This window comes from Martinezella calliandrae (assembly GCF_030272695.1).
In the GTDB taxonomy this organism is placed as follows: domain Bacteria; phylum Pseudomonadota; class Alphaproteobacteria; order Rhizobiales; family Rhizobiaceae; genus Rhizobium; species Rhizobium calliandrae.
Genome location: NZ_JARFYN010000030.1, coordinates 64,700 through 82,649, shown reverse-complemented (window position 1 = coordinate 82,649; position 17,950 = coordinate 64,700). Strand labels below are relative to the sequence as shown.

The 17,950-nt window shown below is 57.5% G+C and carries 15 protein-coding genes and 1 pseudogene; 7 read left to right on the top strand and 9 right to left on the bottom strand.

What is annotated here, in order from left to right; translation table 11 throughout:
* On the bottom strand, positions 1 to 300 hold a 300-nt coding region (locus PY650_RS21705), incomplete at its 3' end, for a transposase (RefSeq protein ID WP_285881611.1).
* 93 nt (positions 301 to 393) lie between these two features.
* On the bottom strand, positions 394 to 648 hold the full coding sequence (locus PY650_RS21700; protein WP_285881610.1) for a hypothetical protein: 255 nt from the start codon (positions 646 to 648) through the stop codon (positions 394 to 396).
* A 1,084-nt stretch (positions 649 to 1,732) separates the two neighbouring features.
* Here PY650_RS21700 and PY650_RS21695 point away from each other — a divergent pair.
* Complete coding sequence (locus PY650_RS21695; RefSeq protein WP_285881609.1) at positions 1,733 to 2,803, top strand: cation diffusion facilitator family transporter; 1,071 nt, start codon at positions 1,733 to 1,735, stop codon at positions 2,801 to 2,803.
* 62 nt (positions 2,804 to 2,865) lie between these two features.
* On the opposite strand, the gene PY650_RS21690 is transcribed toward PY650_RS21695, so the two are convergent.
* Together PY650_RS21690 and PY650_RS21685 are read right to left on the bottom strand one after the other, a co-directional pair.
* Entirely contained in the window at positions 2,866 to 3,171 is a 306-nt protein-coding gene (locus PY650_RS21690; protein WP_285881608.1) for a UBP-type zinc finger domain-containing protein, read from the bottom strand.
* A gap of 127 nt (positions 3,172 to 3,298) precedes the next feature.
* Entirely contained in the window at positions 3,299 to 4,312 is a 1,014-nt protein-coding gene (locus PY650_RS21685; RefSeq protein WP_285881607.1) for an aldo/keto reductase, read from the bottom strand.
* 444 nt (positions 4,313 to 4,756) lie between these two features.
* Here PY650_RS21685 and PY650_RS21680 point away from each other — a divergent pair, with 444 nt between their 5' ends.
* Positions 4,757 to 5,329: a flavin reductase family protein gene (locus PY650_RS21680; protein ID WP_285881606.1), complete on the top strand. Its 573-nt coding sequence runs from the start codon at positions 4,757 to 4,759 to the stop codon at positions 5,327 to 5,329.
* A 184-nt stretch (positions 5,330 to 5,513) separates the two neighbouring features.
* Entirely contained in the window at positions 5,514 to 8,897 is a 3,384-nt protein-coding gene (locus tag PY650_RS21675) for an AAA family ATPase (protein WP_285881604.1), read from the top strand.
* Positions 8,898 to 9,485: 588 nt separating this feature from the next.
* Here PY650_RS21675 and PY650_RS21670 read toward each other — a convergent pair.
* Positions 9,486 to 10,160 (bottom strand): type 1 glutamine amidotransferase domain-containing protein, encoded by a 675-nt coding sequence (locus tag PY650_RS21670; protein ID WP_285881602.1) that lies wholly within the window; start codon positions 10,158 to 10,160, stop codon positions 9,486 to 9,488.
* Between the two features lie 632 nt (positions 10,161 to 10,792).
* Here PY650_RS21670 and PY650_RS21665 point away from each other — a divergent pair.
* Complete coding sequence (locus PY650_RS21665) at positions 10,793 to 11,113, top strand: MoaF-related domain-containing protein (protein WP_285881601.1); 321 nt, start codon at positions 10,793 to 10,795, stop codon at positions 11,111 to 11,113.
* 239 nt (positions 11,114 to 11,352) lie between these two features.
* Positions 11,353 to 12,585 (top strand): MFS transporter, encoded by a 1,233-nt coding sequence (locus PY650_RS21660; RefSeq protein WP_285881600.1) that lies wholly within the window; start codon positions 11,353 to 11,355, stop codon positions 12,583 to 12,585.
* On the opposite strand, the gene PY650_RS21655 is transcribed toward PY650_RS21660, so the two are convergent.
* Both PY650_RS21655 and PY650_RS21650 read right to left on the bottom strand, forming a co-directional pair.
* Entirely contained in the window at positions 12,564 to 13,019 is a 456-nt protein-coding gene (locus PY650_RS21655) for a hypothetical protein (protein WP_285881598.1), read from the bottom strand. The genes PY650_RS21660 and PY650_RS21655 overlap by 22 nt on opposite strands.
* A 415-nt stretch (positions 13,020 to 13,434) precedes the next feature.
* Positions 13,435 to 13,848, bottom strand: coding sequence for a 4-oxalocrotonate tautomerase (locus tag PY650_RS21650; RefSeq protein ID WP_285881597.1), 414 nt, complete (start codon positions 13,846 to 13,848; stop codon positions 13,435 to 13,437).
* A gap of 993 nt (positions 13,849 to 14,841) precedes the next feature.
* On the opposite strand from PY650_RS21650, the gene PY650_RS21645 reads away from it, so the two are divergent.
* Both PY650_RS21645 and PY650_RS21640 read left to right on the top strand, forming a co-directional pair.
* A complete protein-coding gene (locus PY650_RS21645; RefSeq protein ID WP_285881595.1) occupies positions 14,842 to 16,155 on the top strand; it encodes an MFS transporter in 1,314 nt (437 codons plus the stop codon).
* Between the two features lie 153 nt (positions 16,156 to 16,308).
* Positions 16,309 to 16,620, top strand: coding sequence for a helix-turn-helix domain-containing protein (locus PY650_RS21640; RefSeq protein ID WP_432761560.1), 312 nt, complete (start codon positions 16,309 to 16,311; stop codon positions 16,618 to 16,620).
* Here the strand turns inward: PY650_RS21640 and PY650_RS21635 are convergent.
* A pseudogene (locus PY650_RS21635) lies at positions 16,582 to 16,851 on the bottom strand (ATP-binding cassette domain-containing protein); the annotation flags it as partial. The gene PY650_RS21640 and the pseudogene PY650_RS21635 sit on opposite strands and share 39 nt — an antisense overlap.
* A gap of 72 nt (positions 16,852 to 16,923) precedes the next feature.
* Complete coding sequence (rhaS, locus tag PY650_RS21630) at positions 16,924 to 17,919, bottom strand: rhamnose ABC transporter substrate-binding protein (RefSeq protein ID WP_285881594.1); 996 nt, start codon at positions 17,917 to 17,919, stop codon at positions 16,924 to 16,926.
* Between the last annotated feature and the right edge of the window lie 31 nt (positions 17,920 to 17,950).

Genomic DNA, 17,950 nt, shown 5'->3' with positions numbered 1-17,950 from the left:
AAGTCCAAGAACGGGGTCATGGCGCAGCGTGTCGTGGTCGTCGACGTCTTCGTAGCCTAGCGCGATCGCCGCAATGCGCTGGCCGACCAGCGTGCGCACACTGTGGACCGTGCAATCGCGATCACGTCGATCGACGAAACAGGCGGCCACCCGATCGAACAGGCCGATGGCGCGGGCAACCTGGCGAAGCAGCAAGGCGCCGGCATCCGAGGTGATGGCGCCGCCGTCGAAACCGGCGACAACTTTGTGGCCGTCGAAGCCTTCAAATTCGAGCTGCTCGGAGATACACTGTGTTTGCATCGGGCCTCCGTAACGAATCTGGTAAACCTTTGTTGCAAAAGCAGTTTCTCAGATTCGCAGGCCCGATGCACCTCTTACTTTGAGATATTCGAGCTAGCGCACCGTTTCCCGAGAATGGCAGAGCTCAGCGCCTATACCCGGCGCGAGTTCTCCCCAAAGTTCTGAGATGCGGTCCGATAAATCCCTGATATTCGATTCCAGATGGGAAAAGCCGAAATCGATCGCGCAGATCTGTCTGGTGACGGACACCGGGCTATTCGGATTGCCACAACCGTCGGCCACGATGCGAAATGCGGAAAATGCGCTATCGAGTGGCTCCGGATCGACTGCGTCGTTGCCGCTGCTCATTTGGCGTCCGAGTTTCAATCAGACAGGACGGGCCGACGCGGGCGAGGCGTTCCAAAGACGTCCGGAGGTCATCTACGGTTTTTGCCTCAAAAGGCTTTGCGCCCACCCTACCAAGTACAACGAGATCGCTCCGGATACGGTGGAGCGAGCGGACGAAAGGATCCGGGTCGAGGAAGCCGTTCAGCCGCAGCGTCCTCTCCCTTTTGACCTCGATAGCCGACAGTTCGACCTTTCGAAGCGCGACGCGGATCTGTGCATATCGTACTCCTATATCGTCCTCGACAGACTTCCCGGAAATGTGCTTTTCGAGGATCCAACCAAGCAGTCCCGCTTCCAATTCCAAGGCATCTACGGCGGCCGCCGCCATGTCGGCAGGAGCGTGCGAGGGGAGGAAGAACAGCCCGACGCCAAGCGCGACGAAATTGCCGAGAGTGATCTCGCCCACCCGCGCGCGCGGACCCTATCGGTCCGATATCGGATCCAGAGGGAACCAGGACAATAACAGCAGCAATTGGGGCTACTCGGAATACGGGAACGAATGCTGCCAGCGCGTAGGGCGCTGCAAGTGTGACAAGGGTTGCCGCGGCCAACTGCCCGGTCGTTTCGTGAGGAAGTGCGAGTGCAACGACACAAGCATACATCGCGCCAGAAAGCGTTCCATAGAGACGGTCAAAGCGGCCTTGAATGAGGCTCCAACATTCCCGTGCATGACCAAAAGAGCTGTGATCGCGGCCCATGTGCCCTGGGGCAATCCCAATATGCGTGTAGAGGACGACCGCAATGTTCGCCGCACAGGCTGACCGAAGCGCCAACCTTATCTCCGCCCGATGACCAGCAAGAAACCGCGCTGTCGCATCTACCATTTTACTCCTTTCAAGGTCACTGTGGAATTGTGACGGAAGACGTCGCGATATTTTCGAAGGGTAATCATCGCTTGGCGCTTCGCAATTATACCCTGGTATCGCGGTAGTCGGGACAGATCGCCGACCCCGCAATTTGCACCTATTTACTGCAGTTTGCGGGTTTTCGGGCCGAGGACGTAGTACAATAAGCGGAGCCAATTCGAATTTGCCAGGTGACGACAATGGATACCAAGCATCCGGGAATGGCATCACCGCGCGCAGCGTCCAATGCTCAAAAGCTTCATCCGCAGACGGCGCATCGAAGCCCTTCCGGTCAGCGGGCCGTCCTCGTTGCGCTCGCAGGCGATGTCGTAGTCGCGTCGATCAAATTCATTGCTGGCTTTTTGTCCGGCAGCTCCGCAATGATCAGTGAAGGCGTTCACACGCTTATCGACGCGAGCACTGAGGTCATTCTGCTTTATGGCCTTGTCATGTCCCGGCGACGCGGAACGCCGGCTCATCAACTGGGCTACGGGCGCGAGGTCTTTTTCTGGAATTTCGTGGTCGCGATTCTCATTTTCTCCTTGGGATCCGGCATCGCCTTCCTCGCAGGCGTTCGCCAGATAATCCATCCAGCTACGATAGAGGGACATATACTCAACTTTACCGTGATCGTGTGTTCGGGAGCCGTGGAGATAATCGGCTTGAGGGAAGCGTTCCGAAAATCCAGGCGCGGTAGGTCCAAAGAGAGCCTTTACCAATCGCTGGTCCGACAACGGGACCCGACCTCGATGACGATACTCTTCGGTGGCATAGCCGCCCTCGTAGGGCTGATTGTGACTGCGTGTGGCTTGTTGGCGTCCATGGTGACGGCAAATGCAGTTTATGATGGGGTGGCGTCGGTAGTTATTGCTGGTATCCTTGCAGTCACGGCATTTAAGCTTGCGACCGAAAGCAAATCGCTTTTGATCGGCGTGCCTGCTGATCCGGAGATTGTGAAAGGGATGATCGCCACTGTAGCGGCGGCCAAGCCGGTAGAGACGGTCAACGGCGTTGTCAGCGTACATCTTTCACCGGACCAACTATTGGTCGCGATTAGCGTGGCTTTTAAGGCAGGGCTGAATACGGAAACCCTGGAAGCGGCGGTCGCCCAGATCGAGGCGAGCTTGCGCGCGGGGTTTCCTCAAATCGTCGCGCTTTTCATCAAGCCACAATCGCAGTCACACTACGCTGAACTCCATGGAAAGGGCGCGCCCTTGACGTGTTTCGCCCAGGTACAAAGTGTAGGCACGACACCCTACACCTCACTTTGACGTCAGTCGCCTTGTAGGAAGGGGTCTGATCTGCCTTCCATCGGAAACACTGTTCGGCAACGTCAATAGTATCGGGGGATCGCGCCGTTCTGAGGGGTCTGCGACGGCAGGTCGACAAATCCCTCATCGACGAAGCACCAACCCCATCCCTCGGGAGGGTCGTAGCCCTCGATGATCGGGTGATCGGTGGCCCGAAAATGCTTTGTCGCATGCTTGCCTTCGGATTGATCGCAACAGCCGACATGACCGCATTCTCGACATAGACGGAGGTGAAACCACGTCATCCCTTCCGCAAGGCATTCCTCACATCCGAGAGTCCGTGGCGCGACGGTGCGCACCTGGCGGGCGTGGCTGCACGTGTAAGCCATCATATGTCCTTTGTCGAAAACCCAGGCTTTCTGTTGTGACGCTTGCGGGTCGAAATCACGATTTCGTTCCCGGTCGGATCTCGCACCGAAACATGTTTCGATACGGTATCCGGGTCGCAGGACCGTTTCATCTAACACCGGGCAACGGGGCGGCCGGGTTGACGAGTTTTGCCTCGCGCAGTTCGCGCCAGAAGTCCGTGGGTATGATCTCCCTGAGCGCCGCGCCATCTTCTGCGACGCGGCTCGGTTTGCTTGCTCCGGGAATGACTGCCGCGACCGCGGGGTTGGCTAGCGCGAACTGGAGACCGGCAGCTTTCATCGAAACACGGTAGCGATCAGCAATGGCCTTGATCCGTTCAACCTTGCTGAGGATCTGCGGGGTTGCCGGCGCGTATTCGAAATTCGGACCACCGACGAGCGCGCCGGAGCTGTAAGGGCCGCCGACGACAATCCCGAGGCCCCGTTCGGATACCATCGGCATCAGCCGCTGTAGGGCGGCGTCGTGGTCCAGCAGAGTGTAGCGGCCAGCAAGAAGGGACCCATCCGGTCGTGGTTCTTGAAGTTCAAGCAGTACTTCTATCGGCTCGACGCGGTTTACACCCAGTCCCCAGCCTTTGATAACACCCTCGTCGCGGAGGCGATCCAGTGCCCTGAAAGCGCCCTTACGGGCACTCTCGAATATGCTGACCCAGTCGTCTCCGTAAAAATCCTGGGCGACGTCGTGGATCCAAACGATTTCGATATGGTCCGTCTGCAGGCGCGTCAAACTGTCTTCGATGGACCTGAGAGTAGCGTCGGAAGAATAATCGTTGACGATCTTGTTGGGGCGACCGTATTTGAAGACATCACCCTTCTCTCCAAGATCCCGCGCACTGACGTCCTCGACCTCATCGAGGATGATGCGGCCGACCTTGGTGCTGATAACTAATTCGTCCCGGGGTTTTCCTCTGAGCGCTTCGCCCAGGCGGATTTCCGCCAAACCGGCCCCGTACAGCGGCGCGGTATCGAAGTAGCGGATCCCGTCGTTCCATGCCGCCTCCACGGTGGCGAGAGCCTCCGCTTCCGGAATGTTGCGGAACATGTTTCCGAGTGGTGCGGCTCCGAAGCCCAACTTGCTCGGGAGAATGTCCTTGATCGGCATCTTTCGGTTCCTTTCGTCGCTGTGGATTCAAAAGGCGTTATTGAAACTGCGCGGCGTCAAATTCGCAAACTGATCGGAAGCACTTTGTCGTAATCGCTGCGCAATTGATCTCCGTGGCCTGACAAGAAGGTCCGCGCTAGGAGAACTGCTTGCGAGGATAATGAAGCAGTTCTCCAGTGAACCGAACGTTCACCGCTCTCGAGTACAATGGGAAGAGCTAGCCGCGGTATTAGTCCAGAACGGGGAGGAGGTGTTCCGACAGAAGAAACGTAGCACGGGGCCGCTTCTCTCGAAACTATACTTGGGTTTAAGTGAACCGCGGCCGAGTTCTTTCACTGAGGTCCTCGCCTGCCGAAGCATTGACCACTCGGTGATCGTGTTAAACGTCGTGAATCGGCCCGTTGTAGATTGGACGGTCGCTATGCAGTCCGGTATCCATAGCTCATGGATACTCGCATTAAACCCGTAGAACTCGCGAAAGCATACCGTCTCATCAACCACGGCCCGACAGTCCTGGTCTCGTCGAGGTATGCTGGAACCGACGACGTTATGGCTGCGGCCTGGTGTTGTGCGCTTGACGTCGATCCGCCAAAATTGACAGTTGTGCTTGAGAGCACGTCAAAAACTCGATCGCTCATCGAGGCCGGCGGCGAGTTTGTTGTGCAGATACCCACTGTCAAGCAAGTGGAATTAACCCGCTATCTCGGGACCCATAGCCTGGGCGAACAATCCGACAAACTTGCGCGGTCGGGTGTTGGCATTTTCGACATGCCGGAGCGCAATCAGCCTTTCGTGGCAGGGTGCTCTGGTTGGCTGGCTTGCAAGATTGTTCGCGAACCTCACATCCAGAAGCAATACGATCTCTTCATTGCGGACGTTGACGCTGCATGGGCAGACGAACGGGTGTTCTCGGAGGGCCATTGGCATTTCGAAACGGCGGATCCCGGATGGCGCAGCATCCACCATGTTGCGGGGGGACATTTTTATGCGATCGGCCAACCAGTTATATCGGATTGAAAGGCTCGCTACGGACCGAAATCGCTGGCCAGCCGGGGAATCAGCTGGATACCAGCTCGATCGGCCACCGCCGCTGCACCGCTCGATCGACACATTCGTATAAGCATCTTCGCACCTCTTTCCGATGTAGACTTGGTCCAGGCGACGTCAGCATTCGTCTTGTATATCAAAGGGCAGCCAGCCAATGTCAGTACCTACCTCAACTTCAATAGACATTGAAAATTGGCTTCGAACTATAGAGCTCGGTCAATACGAGGACCTGTTTCGCAAGAATGAGATAGATGGCGAAGTCCTCGCGGATGTAACGGAACTCGACCTCGAAAAAATGGGCGTTCCGTTCGGGCACCGGAAACGGTTGATCAAGGCGATTAGGGCGCTGCTTTCGTCGCCATCTCAGAAGTCAAAGCCGGAAGGTAGATCGAGTGTTGAAGCGGCCGAGCGGCGGCAGCTCACTGTGATGTTCTGCGACCTTGTCGGCTCGACCGCCATGTCGGCGCAGCTCGATCCGGAAGACATGCGTGCGATCATGGCAGCGTACCAGAAATGCTGCGCCGATCTGATCGAGATCAATGGCGGCTTCGTCGCGAAGTATATGGGGGATGGAGTCCTCGCATACTTCGGATATCCCTTGGCCCATGAGCACGATGCCGAACTCTCCGTCCGGGCCGGACTGGCGATCGCAGATGCCGTTCACAAGCTTGAAGCCGTGGGGCCTCCGCTGCACGTTCGGGTGGGGATTGCGACAGGTATCGTTGTCGTGGGCGACCTCTTGGGATCGGGCGAGTCTCAGGAGCGCGGTGTCGTTGGGGACACTCCAAACCTGGCTGCCCGACTGCAGAGCATTGCAGCGCCCGACACCGTAGTGATCGCGGAGGGTACCCGCAGACTGCTGGGGCACTTATTTGAACTGTCCGATCTTGGTCCGCAGGATTTGAAGGGCGTAGCTGGCCCGACGCCAGCCTGGAAGGTTTTACCTCGAAGCTTTCTGGAGAATCGCTTTGAGGCGCTGCATCAAGGAGACCTCACCGAACTAGTCGGGCGCGGGCGCGAACTCGAGTTGATGCTCGAAAGTTGGGCTAAGGCGAGGGATGGCCGCGGCCAGGTAGTCTTGCTCAGCGGAGAGGCGGGCATCGGAAAATCGCGGATGACAGCTTCATTCATCGATCGACTGGCAGGTGAACCTCATATCACGAAGCGGTTCTTTTGCTCGCCCCAACGGTCCGATAGCGCCCTTTCCCCGTTTATTGGCCATATGGAACGTGCGGCGGGGTTCAGGCGCGATGACGACGTTAAAGCCAAGCTCGACAAGCTTGACATAAGATTGGCGGTTACCGCCACATCGCCTCAAGATGCTGCGCTGATTGCCGCGTTCCTGTCTTTGCCAAACGACGGGCGATACCCAGATATCGACATGCTCCCCGCTAGACAGCGGCAAAGCACGATGGACGCGTTGATCTGGCAGGTTGAGGCTGCGTCCAGACAATCTCCGGTCCTGATGGTGTTCGAAGACGTCCACTGGGCGGATGCATCGAGCATGGAACTTCTCGACCAGTTGATCGCCAGGGCTTCGTCGCTTCGGGTCATGCTGCTGCTGACATTTCGGTTGGAGTTTGTTCCGCCTTGGCACTCGGGGGATTACATCAAAGCGATCGTCCTTCATCGTTTCGACAGCTCCGAGGTCGAAGCCCTGATCGACCACGTCGCTCGGGGCAACTCCCTTGCGGCAAACGTCCGCCAGGACATTATCGAGCGGGCGGATGGGATTCCGTTGTTCGTCGAGGAAATGACAAAAGCCGTATTGGAAGCCAGCGACGAGGCCGCGGTGACGCATACAATCGCGGCTATTCCGTCACCGGTCCTGGCTGTTCCGGCAAGCCTCCACGCATCGTTGATGTCCAGGCTGGACCGTCTGGGCAGCGCGAAAGCCGTTGCACAGATCAGTGCGGCTATCGGCCGGGAAGTTCCCCTGCAATTGCTTGCCACGGTGACGCGCTTGCCCAGAGCCGAGCTGGAAGACGCACTTGGTCGGCTTGTCGAGGCCGGCCTTATGACAGTGCATGGCACGGCTCCGGACTTGACATACACGTTCAAACACGCGCTTCTGCAGGACACTGCGTATGGCACGCTTCTTCGCGAGGGGCGTCGGGAGCTCCATGCTCGAATCGGCGAGGTCTTGGAAAGCCAGTTTCCGGAAGTCGCCACAAACCAGCCCGAGATTCTCGCCTGTCATTTTGCCGAGGCCGGCGAAAGCTTGAGGGCGGCGATACTGTGGGACCTAGCGGGACAGCTTTCGGTCTCGCGATCCGCCTATGTCGAGGCCGAAGCACATTTCAAGTACGCGTTGTCGGCGTTAGCCGGACTGCCAGACGGGCCGAGTCGGCGTGGCGAACAACTGAAAGCTCAGGTGGGCTTGGCCAACGCCTTGATGTTTACGAAAAGCTACACGTCGGTCGAGACGAAAGCTGCGTTCGAGGGAGCGCGGGCCCTGGTCCGCGAGATCGAAACCGCTGGAGAGCAACTGGAAGACCCTTTCGTGACCTTCTCGGTGTTGTTCGGCTTCTGGATGACAAACTACGTGGCATTCAACGCTCACGCCGTGCGCGAACTGGGTGCTCAATCGCTGGCGCTGGCGGAACAGCACAACGACGAGATTCCTCTTGTAATCGGCCACTCGCTCCTTGGGGCCGCGCTGGTCGTCTCAGGCGATCTACTGGATGGGTTTTCGCATCTCGAAAGCGCGGCGCGAATTTACGATGTGAGCAAACACAGTGCGGCGTTGACGAACCATTTCGGAATGGATTTTGGCACTGGTTTCTTGGCTTTCCGGGCGAACGCACACTGGATGTGCGGTCGCCCTGATGCGGCTCGGATCGATGTCGAACATGCGCTGGCAAATGCCCGAAGGATAGCACACGTTCCGACCCTGATGGCCGTTCTTCATCGTACCGGGTCGCTGCAGCTTCGACTTGGGAATGCGCCGGCGGCAAAGGCGCAGGCCGATGAACTCATTGCGTTGGCCCAGGAGAAGAAGGCTCCCGCCTTTAATGCGCACGCGATGGCCGATCAGGCGTGTGTTCTCGCTGCGGAAGGGAGGGCGGCTGACGCGATCCACATGCTGGATCGAGCTTTGGCTGCCGACAAGGCTTTGGCATCCACCGTAGAAATCCCTACGCTTCTAATCGCGAAGGCGCTGGCGAATGCTGAACTGGGAGAATTCGAGGCCGCGCGATTTTGCCTCAAGGAGGCCGCGACCCTTATTGAAACGACGGGCGAGCGTTGGTGGGAATCGGACTTGCACCGCGCTGCTGGAGATATCGAATGGATGTCTCCGGAACGCAACCCGAGCATCGCCGCGGGCCATTTTGCTCGTGCGCTTCAAGTCGCGCGAACTCAGCAAGCGATGTCATTTGAACTTCGCGCAGCCACAGGTATGGCGCGACTTTGGAGGGACCAGGGGCTCCTGGCCGAAGCGAATGCGGTCTTGGCTCCAATCCATGCGCGTTTCGATCCCGCTTTCGACATGCCGGATCTCGCTGCGGCGAAGGCACTCCTCCGCGAAGTATTGTGACGCGTTGGTCCAGCGCGGGCTGACCTGCGCCGGCAGTCAATGCGGTTCCACTTACTTTGTACCGCCGTGGTGAACGAGTGTCTGTTTCCAAAATTCGAGCGACGCGCCTCATCAAATCACCGAACGACATATGCGAAATGCCATCGGCGCGATTAACGAGAGCGATCAGAGGATCCGACAGTACCTCTTGAAGCATTAACTCGCGGAACGTTGTTCTGTCGTACGCATATCAGCGACCTGACCTGTAAGTCAGAGGTGTCGGCTCCAGGTCTCACGCGTCACTGCTCACCGGCTCGATATCGGCGTGGTGTGGCTTTGCCTCTCCGGCAGTGAATGGTAGCGGCGGGTGAGGGGACCGCCTATATCCCGCGGATTGAAGAACTTGTGACAATGGCGCGCTCCTTTGAGACGTTCGAACCCAGATGGCGGCCGGCGGCGACTACCCAGCGGCATCGAGGATAGCGACTTTCAAGGTCCTTCCGACCGGGGTGCATCACTAGCCCAATCAGCCGGCCTAGAAGCGGTTCGCAGGGCGTACCTGATCGTCCGCCGAATTGGCTCTACGGGCGGGTGAGGAACTTCAATACCTCACTCTTGCTTCTTGAGGCCGGCGAGCAATGCTTCCGCCAACGGCCCGGCCGATGCCGGATTTTGCCCAGTGATAAGTCTGCCGTCGACGACAACATTGGGCTCCCAGTTGGGCGCGGAGGAGTACACGGCACCCTCGGCCCTCAACGCTTCCTCGAGCTCGTAAGGCACGTCTTCGCGGGCGTAATCATACTCTTCCTTGACAGAGAACCCGGTCAGCTTCTTGCCCTGTACAAACGGTTTGCCATCGCCGATATCGACGCCGAGCAGTGAGCAAGGACCATGGCAGACAGCCGTGACGAACTTGTTCGTGTTCCAAGCACGCACGATGGCGTGCTGAACATCCGGATTGCGTTGGACATCGACCATCGGTCCGAGACCGCCTGGTACCAAGATGGCATCATAGTCCGCGGTATCCACCTCAGACAGCTTTCGGCTGCGATTCAGACGACGAAAAGCCTTGCTTTCCATGAATCTTTTTTGAGCCGGATCTTTTTCGTCGAAAGCGTCGTAGGGCGTCCATCCGCCTGCAGGCGACGCGAATTCGATCGCGATCCCCGCGTTGTCTAGCACGTCGAAGGGATGCGCAACCTCGGCGAAAAAGAACCCTGTTTTGCGACTCTTGGGACCGATCACGGCAGCATTGGTGACGATGAAAAGAACGTGTTGGGTCATGTAATCTCCTGGTGTTTGTTCTTCGGACGCGTGTGCGTTTGTGAAGCGACTTTTTCCCGTAAACGACGAGGTCAGCGCGTGCTAGACATCGCTGCACGACAGCAGGAAGCCACAGCCGCATTTTTGCTCGCGACGTGCCGAAGGCGCTGAACGTGAGTTCGCGTTGAAAACCGCAGTTATTGATTCCGACGGTTACTGTTCCCGGTCTCCGCCTAGCGAACATTAGGCGGTACCCGTCCGCATGGCTTGTTAAAAGTCGTTAAACGCCGGGATTTCGAATCTAGCCTATTCGATCACTGGGATGAAGATCATTCCCCTGCGGACGTCCGCTCGGCTAGCACGACATTTTAGAATGTCGAGGGACATCAAGGTACGCGGCGCGGACGCCGCCAGTGCCTAGATGCCGAAGTATAAGTTCGGGATACGTCAGTATAGTTTGATTGGCTTCCGCGAAATGGCACGATGACCGAGCCACTGAGGTAGCAGAAGCGCTTGGATGCGATGGCGATCACGGTTTTCAAAAATCGAGGACCGTAGTCGGTACAGCGATACGGCGACGGGGCTCGGTTCCGACATGCCCAACCGTAAAGACCGATCAGAGTTTACCCGCACCAGATTGAAGAGGATTTGCAATGGCCGAGCCGAGATTTCCCCATGCCGGCGAGAGCTTCATAGTAAACTATCCGGGCATCACGGCGAAGAACACATATTCGTCTGACGGTGCTACCGTCAGATATGAAATTATCGAGGGAGCCTACGAGGGAGCTTCGGCGGAAGTGACTTTCGAATGGACCGCCGTTGGGGACGATGTGTTTTTGATATCGTGGCAAGAGGCGGATGGAGCGACTGTCGTTCATCTCGATCATTTTCGGGCCGGCCAGTCTGACACCTTCTTCAAGACAGCGAAATTGGATTTCATCCGACTGCGCGGAACTCTCGAGGCGGTCGGTTGACCGAATTGCTTGTCAGTCGGATCGTTGCCTCTAACGGAGATATGAGCGCCCGCTTGCCAAGTCGGCCCAAGTTTTCCTGGACGAGAACGAAGCCTGATCAGGCTGAGCAGGGAAGCCGCCGCTTTTTCAGAGCTCGAGACCTCGCGCCTCCGTGAAGGCAACCGCTCGCAACATGAACCATCTTGCTTCCAAATGGCGACGCCAAAGATGAACGCATCGGAACATGATTGGATATGCTCATGTTGAATAAGGCGTATGAGGCGCAAGCGGCAGCGGTCGAAGTGCATTGCACTGACGCGAGACAACGACGCATGTGCGGTTTCACCCTGTTTTCGCTCGCGCTCGGCAGCTTCTGTATCGGAACATCCGAATTTGCGAGTATGGGCATTTTGCAGCTGTTCTCGCAGTCGCTCGGCCTGAGCATTCCAGAAGCTACGAACGCGATCACGGCATATGCTCTCGGAGTCGTGGTGGGCGCGCCGCTTGTAACCTTGGCAGCCGCGCGGCTCAATCGTAGGACGCTTCTGCTTTATCTCATGGCACTTTTCGCGGTCGGCAACGTGCTCTCTGCCAGTGCCGGCAACGTAATGTTGTTCGCCACGGCGCGGTTCATCAGTGGATTGCCGCAAGGAGCGTATTTCGGGGCTGGTGCTGTCGTGGCTTCGTACATCATGGGACCAGGCCGTGGTGGAAAGGCGTTTGCGCTCGTGATGCTGGGCTTGACGGTCGCTACCATCGTCGGATCACCGCTTGCGACCTTCCTCGGCCAAACAATCGGCTGGCGCAACACGTATCTAACCGTTGCCATGGCCAGCTCTCTCGCGTTCACAGCTCTATGGGCATGGGTACCCACGACCGCCGCACTCGACGGCGGACCGATACGGCAGGAACTCGGAGCGCTGCGAAGACTTTCGGTCTGGGCCATGATGGTCGTTGCAGCCCTTGGGGTCTCAAGCATTTTTGCCATCTACACGTTTGTCGGCCCATTTATAACCGACGTTGCGATGATCGACCAAAGATGGATACCTCTTGGGTTGGCTATCTTTGGTATCGGCATGACTGTTGGAAATCTTATTGGCGGAAGACTCGCCGACACTTACCCCGCAAGAGGACTCGTTCTCGGATTCGGGATCGCTTTGGTCGTTCTCGCAGCCCTGGCCGTCTTGGGCACGAATGTCATCGTGATGATGCTGTGCTTTTTCGGCGTCGGCACGACCATGTTCGTCGCCATTCCGACGATACAAGTTCGGATGACACGTTTCGCTCCGGACGCACCGACCTTGATGGGGGCGATGAGCCTGGCTGCATTCAACGTGTCAAACGCGATAGGGGCTGCTGCCGGCGGAATCTCGGTGGCTGCCGGATTTGGGCTTTTGTCGGCTGCATGGGCAGGCTTTTGCCTTACGCTTGCAGGCCTCGTGTTTTTCACACTCACCCGCCCTCGGGACACTCAAGCTGTCGCGGCAGCATGAGATAGAGCCACCACAAGAGCGCAGGACGGCTCTCCGGATGCGGCGATACGAGTTCCGAGGCGGAAATTGTCGTATTCAAATCGGGCTGGATACACCTCGATCGCCCGGCAACTGGCCGCTACAATCGCAAGTGGTCCGAGCGCGGCCGAAGAATCTACGATGTTTCGCGCGGCATCCTCACGATCTTTAGGAACAGCGCGTTCCTCGCTTTTCAATACCGTACGTCGGCGTAACTTCGAAATAAAGACGCGGCGACGCCCAAAGCTGTATTTTCGTTTTGGATCGGCGTATCGATGTGTTGCAGCAGCCTTTCTTTGGAAGAGGGGGATAGGTCGTTTAAGCACGGCGATCTGCACGCCAAGAGCCTTGAGCGATGCACAACCGAAGTATCGACGGGCTCCTGCCAACACCCGCTCGTCTTCGTCCTGGTACAAGTTGAGGTTTACAATTGTCGCCGACACCATCGGCCAGGAAGAATAGGATCTTCTGCCGATCAGCCGAGGTCGCGCCCGTCCCTGCGCGGGCGATGATGGTATTCATTTGCGTGAGCGCGCTGTCGAAGCTGTGGTCGGGCCCTTGCTGTAACCCGGCTTTGGTTGAGAGATCGTAAGTCAGGTCGGGAACCTTGGTCAGCTTCGCATCCTCGGCTCGCCTGCCGAACATATAGACTCCCATGCGAAATCGGTTGCTCGCGACGTGGGTATCGGTAGCCGTAGTCTTTAGCTGTTGGGTCGCCTGCCGCACCACTTCAACGCGCATCTTCGCGCCGAGAGCTTTTTCGCGCTGTGGTAGCTGTTGTTGCCGGGGACGATGTCATGGCAAACAAACGTACAGCCATGCGCAGCATATTCAAGTTGGCCTGCGCATCGTAGCGAGATCAACTTGCTTACCATACATTCCCCAATCGACTTCTGGCGTCTCCTGAATCCCGACATAGATCGGGACCGGCGCTTCGCCCGGCTTTGCATTCTGGCTTAAGATGGCAGTGGCTTCGGTGATGAAAACCTTACGACTTTCTTCGTCTAGGCCGCCGCGGATGGCGTATGTGACCATCGCGATTTGGGGATTCGAAACCGCTTTGCCTCCACTGAAAACGCTATCCGGCTGATGTTCGCTAAAGAACACCCAAACACCCTTTCTTATCTTGTCGGACTCCAACAGTTTTTCGCATTTCATTCCCAAATCGGTCAACGAACTGGCGACTTTCACGCGTGCTTCGGCCGAAAAGGTGTCTTTGGTCGAATGTACAAACATCTTTGGCATGGGTTATATCCTTGTTGGAACATTTGAGGTTGTCTGCAAAGGCCGCGTTCGCTCGGGGTGCTGCCTAGAACGTCTGACGGCCTTACCCTCGATCGCACCGAGCGAGGGGTAGTCCTGAGAGACGAGAGCTCGAAGCGAACAAATTCCACTGCGAAAGCATAAACGATTGATTTTCTGGACAATGTTAAAGACTGGGAAACGCCGTTAAACATTGAGATCGCGCCAGCTCTTGTGGCCATGGTGATGTAAGAAATCGCTCGTCAGCTCGTCCAGGAATTACAAACGCAGGGCCCGCTATTGGGCAGGTCCATGATGTTTTCCTTTTCCGGTCACGAACGCGCAGTAAGTAACAGGACACTTCGGATTGTCCGCAGAGGGAACTGTTGTGACGTCGAAGCGCCCCTGTCCCAGGCAGCTGCGCGCATCGGTGACGAAGCGGTCAAAGAGGTCAACGCTCGCGTCTCCAGCGGGATGGTATCGCAATATGACCTCACGGTTATTGACGACTTCCCTTTGTATCGAGGCGCAGTCCATGTGACGGGAATCGCGCCAGGGCATGGCAGGCGCGCTACTAGCTGCGCTTAGTGTAAGGCAGATGATCGCGATCGTTTTCAATTCGACTCCGACGGTTTCCGGATGCTCAGTTGCAATCTCCTGCATCTGTCGGGACGACAAACGAACGCGATACTGCAATCGGACGCATGGGATAATGAAACATCTGGCGTTCCCGTAAGCGGGATGCGGGAACGCGGTTATCGGGAGCCGTTAGAATGGACCGAATTATGCCTACCTGAACATTATACGTGGGTTTCGCGATGATATGCCTTTGGGATGACCAAGTACGCCACGCATCTGATGGCTGGAATCCTTTTCTCTTATCGAATTCACAACACTTAACTTTCCATCAAGCGCTTTCGCCCTTATCGCGGGTAAGCACCATGGCGTTGAAGGGCAGGGAACGTGATGCGGGGACGGTACGTTAACGCGCAGCAATTGATTTCCGAGCTCGACGACCTTCCGCTTACGCGACTGCATGTTTGGACATTGGTCGCCTGCGCAGCGGGCTTTACGTTCGACCTAGCCGAGATCGCCTTCGGAAACATCCTTTCGGCTGTTTTTTCAGCGCCGCCTCACGTTGTGGGAAGTACTCAGCTTTCCTGGCTTTTGGCGTCCGTATATATCGGCGCGGCGGTCGGCGCGCCCATCGTCGGGATACTCGCGGACAGATATGGCCGGCGGACGATGTTGATATCGGCGATGGTACTTCTCGCAGCCTCCTCTCTTCTCGCTGGGTGTACCTCCGGCATCGTCGACCTGATCGTTTGGAGGGCAGTCGCGGGTGTCTCCCTTGGCGCTTATCCACCACTCATGTTCGCATATCTGACAGACTTGCTGCCGGCGCGACGACGCGGGCCGGTCACGGTGATGGCAACCGCCTTCGCATATCTTGGTCCCCCCGCATTCATCTTTTTGGTGCGCGGTCTCACTCCCGTCGCTCCCATGGGGATTGAAGCTTGGCGATGGGGATTCGCCGTCGCGGCAGTAGGCGCGCTCGCATGCAGCCTTGGCTTTCGGAGGGTGCCGGAATCGCCGCGTTGGCTGCTGCAAAGGGGGCGGATCGACGACGCTAACTCTATAATCGAATCATTTAGGCGCTCAGCTGAGGTCATGCCGGCTATCCCAGCGCCAGTGAGTATCGACCGCAACGGCGAACAGGATATCGCTTCAAGAGCCCGAAGTCTTTGGAGAGAAGCCCTGTTTTTATTGCCGCTCTTCCTGCTGACGCCTTGGACGACTGTAGGCTTTTCCCTCCTCTCCGGTGCAGTCCTTGTTCATAAGGGGATCAGCCTCCAGGACTCGCTCCTTCTAATCGGCATCGGAACTCTAGCCCCGTTCGCGGGCACTTTGGCGGCGGGCGCTATCGTCGATCACTTGGAGAGGCGTGTCTTCCTCACAATAAATGCGCTGATCATGGGCTTGCTAGGGTTGCTGTTCGGTGCGTCGCAGTCGTCGTTTTTGCTCCTAACGACCGCGACAACCTTCAACGTTGTGCTATCCCTTTTTTTGCCCGTTCTCGTCTTGTTTGCGGCGGAAGCAACTTCGACTGCTCATCGGGCCAGGCTTACGGCATGGTCTTGGACCTCGAACCGCGTAGGCTCGGCGCTGGTCCCCATAGTCTTGTTGCCTATTCTCGAGCGCTACGGCGCGGTTGAGATGTTCGCGGCTGTTGCGTGCACAATTCCGGTCTTCATCGGCATGCTCTGGTTCTTCGCACGACCGGCTCAGGCCGGTCGTACGGTCAAATGATTCTTCGATCAACTCAACGAGGTGTCCGGCATGGCAGGCGATGTCGACATCCGGTAGATCAACGAGCGCAGTTCGGCGTCTCGCTGAACCCGACTCTTTAGGCTTCCCAAAACGCGGTGAATCCGAATCTCTGGTGTAAGCCGGAGGTCTACGATGCGATCAGGGATTTCATTACGGAAAGATTTCGACGGGGAGCATCTGCGGCGGCTGGCGCGGCAGACGAAAGATGCAGCTCAGGCGCGACGTCTGCTGGCGCTCGCGTCGATCTACGATGGAAACTCGCGTTCCGATGCCGCCCGGCTCGGCAATGTCACGCTCCAGATCGTTCGTGATTGGGTCATGCGCTTCAACGAACGCGGTCCCCAAGGCCTGATCAATGGCAAGGCTCCCGCTCATTCATCGCGGTTGAAGCGTGCGGCCTTGGCGCTGGGCGCTGTGGAACGTGGTCGGCTTGCCGCCGAATAGGATCTCGCCATCGTTTGGGCGGTGGATCCCCGTTAAGATCTTGACGAGCGTCGATTTGCCAGCGCCGTTCTCGCCGATCAGCGCGGTGACCTTGCCGGGATAAAGCGAGATGCTGACGCCATCGAGCGCCTTTACACCCGGAAAGATCTGCGAAATGCCGCGCATTTCCAGAATGGCCGTATTGCCTAGGGCTGGCATGCCCATGGCGGATCGTTGAAGGACTGTGGTCATCAGCAAAGTACCGGATAAGTTAACCAAGTCCGGCGGCCGAAGCCGCCGGAAAGCTGCGAATGGGTCTATCGATCAGAAGACCTTGGAGAACTGATCGATATTCGAAGCGTTGTAGACGAAGGGATCAGCCATAGCGGCTTCGCCGTTGTCTCCGACTTTGATCTTGCCCATGCGGCCGGCATTGATCTCGCTGCCCGGCTTGCCATCGGTTTCACCCTTGACGAGGCGATAGGCGATCTGCGTTGCGGAGTAGCCGAGATCGATCGGGTTCCAGATCGCAAATTCCTTCGTCGCGCCCGACTTGATGGCGCCGGCCATTTCGGACGGAAGGCCGAGACCGGTCACATAGACCTGGCCGATCTTGCCGGCGTCCTTGACGGCCTGCGAAGCGGCAAGCACGCCGACGGTGGTCGGAGCAACGATGACCTTGACTTCCGGATGCGAGGTCAGGAGGCCCTGGGCTTCGCGGTAGCTCTTGTCCGAAAGGTCGTCACCATAGACGGTCGTGACCAGGTTGAGGCCCGGGAAGTCCTTGAGCTGCTTCTTCATCTCGCCGATCCAGATGTTCTGGTTTGTGGCGGTCGAAGTCGCCGACAGGATGGCGAAATTGCCCTTACCGCCGTCAAGATGATCCTTGGCGAGCGTCAGGCACATCTTGCCGATCAGCTCGTTCGAAGACGGATTGAGCTGCAGGATGCGGCCGGCCGGAGCCACGCCGGAATCCCAGGAGATAACCTTGATGCCGCGCTGCGTTGCCTTCTTCAAGGCCGGCACCACAGCATCCTTGTCGTTGGCCGAGATAGCAATGGCGTCGACGCCCTGTGCGATCAGCGAGTTAATCACTTCGATCTGGGCTTCGGCAGTCGGCTGCGTCGGACCGGTGTAGATCACCTGGACGCCGCCGAGTTCCTTGGCGGCTTCCTGAGCGCCCTTGTTGGCCGCTTCGAAGAAGCCGTTGCCGAGCGACTTCACCACAAGGCCGATCTTGACGTCTTTGGCGCTTGCCGTGCCAGCCATCATTGCGACAGCCAGCGCTACGCCGATTGCCAATTTCTTTGCAATATTCATTGTCTCTTCCTCCCAAAGTTGCCCAAAATTG